At 65.2% G+C, this 4,443-nt stretch carries 4 protein-coding genes; 2 read left to right on the top strand and 2 right to left on the bottom strand.

Features of this window, described 5'->3' with window-relative positions; translation table 11 throughout:
- A partial coding sequence (locus GF405_06460; GenBank protein ID MBD3367800.1) for a PAS domain S-box protein occupies window positions 1-3,057 on the bottom strand: 3,057 nt, incomplete at its 3' end.
- Window positions 3,058-3,306: 249 nt separating this feature from the next.
- Here GF405_06460 and GF405_06455 point away from each other — a divergent pair.
- Entirely contained in the window at window positions 3,307-3,645 is a 339-nt protein-coding gene (locus GF405_06455; GenBank protein MBD3367799.1) for an anti-sigma factor antagonist, read from the top strand.
- Between the two features lie 17 nt (window positions 3,646-3,662).
- Window positions 3,663-4,085, top strand: coding sequence for a hypothetical protein (locus tag GF405_06450; protein ID MBD3367798.1), 423 nt, complete (start codon window positions 3,663-3,665; stop codon window positions 4,083-4,085).
- Window positions 4,086-4,209: 124 nt separating this feature from the next.
- Here the strand turns inward: GF405_06450 and rpmB are convergent, their stop codons facing one another.
- Complete coding sequence (gene rpmB / locus GF405_06445; protein ID MBD3367797.1) at window positions 4,210-4,413, bottom strand: 50S ribosomal protein L28; 204 nt, start codon at window positions 4,411-4,413, stop codon at window positions 4,210-4,212.
- Window positions 4,414-4,443 lie beyond the last annotated feature (30 nt).

The raw sequence follows: 4,443 nt of genomic DNA, 5'->3' as shown, positions 1-4,443 counted from the left end.
CGAGAGCCCGAGCCCGGTTCCCTTGCCCGGCCCCTTCGTGCTGAAGAACGGCTCGAAGATCTGGTCGATCACGTTCTCCGGAATGCCGCATCCGCTGTCCTCGACCGTGATCCGGATGAAGCGCCCGGGTCTGGCGTCGTGCAGCGTGCGCGTCGTCTCCTGGTCGAGGTCCACGACGTCCGTCAGGACGGTCAGCCGGCCGCCGTCTGGCATGGCGTCGCGGGCGTTGACGGCCAGGTTCAGAACGACCTGCTCGATCTGGCCGGCGTCCGCGCTGGCGCACAGCGAGCCGTCCGCAAGGTCGGTGACCAGCTCGATGTCTTCGCCGATGAGCCTGCGGATCATCGCTTCCATGTCGAGCACCAGCTGGTTCACGTCGTGCGTCTTCTTTTCCAGCGGCTGGCGACGACTGAACGCGAGAAGCTGTCTGGTCAGCGCCGAGGCCTGGTCGGCGGCCTTGCGGATGTTCGTGAGATCGTCCGACACACCCCTGCCGAGATCGGTCCTGCTCAGGAGCAGGTCCGTGTAGCCCGTGATCGCCGTCAGGAGGTTGTTGAAGTCGTGCGCGACTCCCCCGGCGAGCCGTCCGACCGCCTCGATCTTCTGCGCCTGAAGCAGCTGGTCCTGGGTCTCTTTGAGTTCGTCGAGGCTCTCGGCGAGCTCCTGCATCAAAGTGCCCTTGCGCCATGCGGCGGCCAGCTGGTTCGCAAAGGCCGTCACGGCCGGGATGTCGCGTTCCCCGAGTTCCTCCGACTGAACGGCGAGGATGGCGAACACGTGCTCGTCCGCCAGGAGCGGCGCGAAGATGCACCTCGCGGACGACGAAGCGATGTCGCTCGCCTCCGCACCGAGCGCGGACCGCATGTCGTCGACGAAGACGGCCTCCCGTTTGAGGATAGCCTGTCTGAGCGCCGGCGAACTCCCGAGGTCGATGCGCGGATGGCCGGGTTCGTTAGACGGCTCCGCGGGGCTTCGGGACGATCCGTTCTCGGCGTCCTCGTGCCGGTCGGCATTCTCACCTGGCGCAAGACCGTCGGCGTACCGTGCTTCGACGCTCCGGTCTTCGCTGTCTACCATGAAGAGCGCGCTCTCGATGCCGACGTCCTTGAGTTCGCAGGAGACGGCGGCGAAGATGCTGTCGGGTGTGAGCGTCCGCTCCATGTTGAGCGCAGCCCGGTTGAGCGTAGCGAGCAGTTTCTCGGCGCGCCGCCGGTCGGTGATGTCACGGACGACCGTGAGCACCGCGTTCTCGCCGCTGGGAACGAGGCGGCACTCGAAGGCGTGGACCTCGCCGTCGGGGTAAGGGATGGCGAGCTCGTACTCGATGACCTCCATGCTCCCGCGATCGAGCGTGGTCCGGACCGCCTTCATGACCTTGGTGCTGAAGTCGGCCGGGAAGACCTCGGAGATGCTCTTTCCGAGGAACGACTCCGGGGGGAAGGCCAGCGCCGAGTCCCTGGGCGACTCGCAGCTCAGGAAGACACCGTCGCCGTCGAGCTGGAACATGATGTCGGGGACGGCCTGCAGAATGGCCCGGTTCCGCGCCTCGCTCTCGCGAAGCTCCTCCTCTGCGCGCTTCCGCTCGATGGCGAAGCCGATCTGTCCCGAGATGAACTCGAGCATGTCCTGATCGCTCTCGTCGAGGGCATTGGCGTCCTCGTAGTCCTGGACCACGAGCGCGCCGATGACCTCGCCGTGCACGCGGAGCGGCACGCCGAGCCAGACGAGTGAGGGCGTTCCAACGATGTCGACAATGCCCTGCTCAACCCACCGATCAAGACCCTCGCGGTTCATGAGGAGCGAGGTGTCGTTCCGGAGAACGTACCCGGTCAGTGTCTTCCCGGCCGGGAACGAGTCGAAGTCGTCCTGGTCCTTCTCGTCGACGAAGTACGGCAGCGAGATCGTGTCGTTGTCGCCGTCGTAGAGCGCGATGAAGAAGTTCTCGGTCTTGATGACCGAGCCGAGCTCGTTCTGGATCCTGGCAAAGAGCTGGCGCGTCGTCTCGCACTCGTGGATGGCTGTGCCGATACGGTAGACGAGCCGTCGGATGGCCTCGTCGCGGGCACGTGCCGTGATGTCGATGCCGGAGCTCAGTGTACCGGTTGTTCGGCCGGAGGCATCGCGAAGCGCGGTGTTGTGCCACTCGATAAGCCGTTCATCGCCGGAGGAGGTTACCACCGTGCTCTGACCGTACTCGAGCCCCTGGGTCTGGCCCGCAAGAAGGCTCGTGAGCCTTTGCCGTACGCGGTCAGCGACACGCGGGGGCACGAAGCTGTCGACCCACTTGCGACCGAGGATCTCATCCTCCCGGTACCCGAGGATCTCGCAGCCCTTGCTGTTGATCATCGAGACCCTGCCATCGCAGTCGAGCGCGAGGAACAGAACGCCCGCGAGGTCGAGGTAGCGCTTCGCCTCGTCGCGCTCCCGCTGGAGCGCCTCTTCACTGAGCTTGCGGTCGGTGGCGTCGATGCCGATGCCGAAGAAGAACTCGAGCGAGCCGTCGGGCGTCATGATGGGCCGGCCCCGCCACTCGACGGTCAGGCGTTTCCCGCACTTCGCAATGATGGTGCTCATGCTGGACACGGCCTCGCCGGCCTCGAGGGACTCGTTGAACGTTCTCGTGATGGTCTCGTGCTCTTCCGGCGGGACGATACTCGACAGGTAGTCGGCGCCGATGAGCTCGTCGCGTTCGTAGTCGAGCGCGTCGAGCAGAGCATCGTTCAGAAGCAGAATGCGGCCTTTTTCGTCGAGGGCGACGAAGTAGGCCGGTGAGTCCTGAACAAGTGACCTGTTGAGACGCTGCTGTCTGGCCAGCCGCTCCTCGGCCGGAAGGCGTGAGGCCCTGCGGCGTGCGGCGTCCAGGTCCTTCGAGAGCCCCTCAAGTCCCAGGGGAAGCTCGGGCTCGAGGCCGCGGTCGCGATCGGTCACTGACACCTCCGTCGGGAGTATCGTCCGGTGTCTCGCCGGGCGCGTGTGCCTCCCGAGCGTGCATTGGGCGCGCCCGGCCGGTACGTGCCGGGGCGCGCGGCGCGCGGATTCTGTCTGTTCAGCATGCATGGTCCGTGCCTGAAACGGCTCTGTGCCCGGGAGTTGCGGCGGTTCTGAGAGGATGAGTGGAAGTCACTTCTCCGGGCCGCGCGGGCGGCGGGGAATGTCCCTGCGGAACGGGTATCTTGGTGCTTTGCCCCGACCCGAGCTTTGTGGTAAAGTTGCCGCCGTGTCGGACCAGCCGACCAGGGAGTTGGCTTCCACGCGGGGCTCTCGAGCCCCGCTCAACGACGATGTGCCTGGCGCGGAGGTGCTATTGTGCGGGTCAAGACGGAGATGAAGGGTGAGATCGCGGTCGTCCATGCGAACGGGAAGCTGATGGGCGGTTCCGAGAGCGACGCTCTCAGGGACGAGGTCAAGAAGCTCCTCGAGGACGGCGTGCGGAAGTTCGTCATCAACCTGAAGGGCGTTCCGTGGATCAACTCGACCGGGCTCGGCGCCTTGATGTCGGTCTACACGAGCGTGCAGCGCGAGGACGGCGAGCTGAAGCTCTGCCACGTCTCGGACCGGATCCAGAGCCTGTTCATGATCACGAAGCTGCTGACGATCTTCGACACGCATCACTCGCAGGATGAGGCCGTGGCCGCCTTCCAGTAGGGAGGTGCCCGCAACCGATGCCAGACGCTTCGAGCGGCACAGAGAGGCTCGAGTTCCCGAGCCGCTGCGACGTGCTGGAGCAGGTCGACGAGGCGACGCTCCTTCACGCGACCGAGGCCGGGTTCGACGAGCAGTCCGCCATGGAGATCGCCATTGCGGCCATCGAGGCCGCGACGAACGCGATCGTCCACGGCAACGATCGACGTGAGGATGTCAGGTTCTCCGTCGAGTACGCCTGGCGGCCCGGCGAGATCTCGATCGTCGTCCACGACGCAGGCGAGGGGTTCGACCTCGCGTGCGTCGCCGATCCGACGGATCCTGAGCACTGTATGGAGACGTCGGGACGCGGCATCTATATCATGCGGGAGGTCATGGACACCGTCGAGTTCGATATGTCGCCCGAGGCGGGGACGACCGTGACGATGAAGCGGTCGGTCTGAACCTGCAGGACACAGAGAAGAACCAGACGCCCCGGTCTGAGGCCGGGGCGTTCCTCATGGACGTGAAGAAAGGGGGCCTCGGTCGAGGCCCCCTCTTTCGTTGCGCGGCCGTTGCGTCCCGGTGCTATCCCGTGACGCGCTTGTAGCGGTCGATGGCACCCGACCGAATGCACGTGGTGCAGACATAGATCTTCTTCGGTGTGCCGTCGATCACGACCTTGACCCGCTGGAGATTGGGAAGCCACCTGCGCTTCGTGGTGTTGTGCGAGTGGCTGACGTTGTGTCCCACCCGGGGCCTCTTGCCGCAGATCTCGCATCGCTTCGACATGGTATCCTCCGTGATTCAAGCACGAATCTT

This window comes from Candidatus Effluviviaceae Genus V sp., from assembly GCA_014728125.1.
GTDB lineage: Bacteria > Joyebacterota > Joyebacteria > Joyebacterales > Joyebacteraceae > WJMD01.
This window is presented reverse-complemented; position numbering and strand designations above follow the sequence as displayed.

What these genes read in the sequence shown, in the direction of transcription:
- GF405_06450 (MBD3367798.1), top strand. Translation starts at nt 3,663, where the DNA reads ATGCCAGACGCTTCGAGCGGCACAGAGAGGCTCGAGTTCCCGAGCCGC.
- rpmB (MBD3367797.1), bottom strand. Translation starts at nt 4,413, where the DNA reads ATGTCGAAGCGATGCGAGATCTGCGGCAAGAGGCCCCGGGTGGGACAC.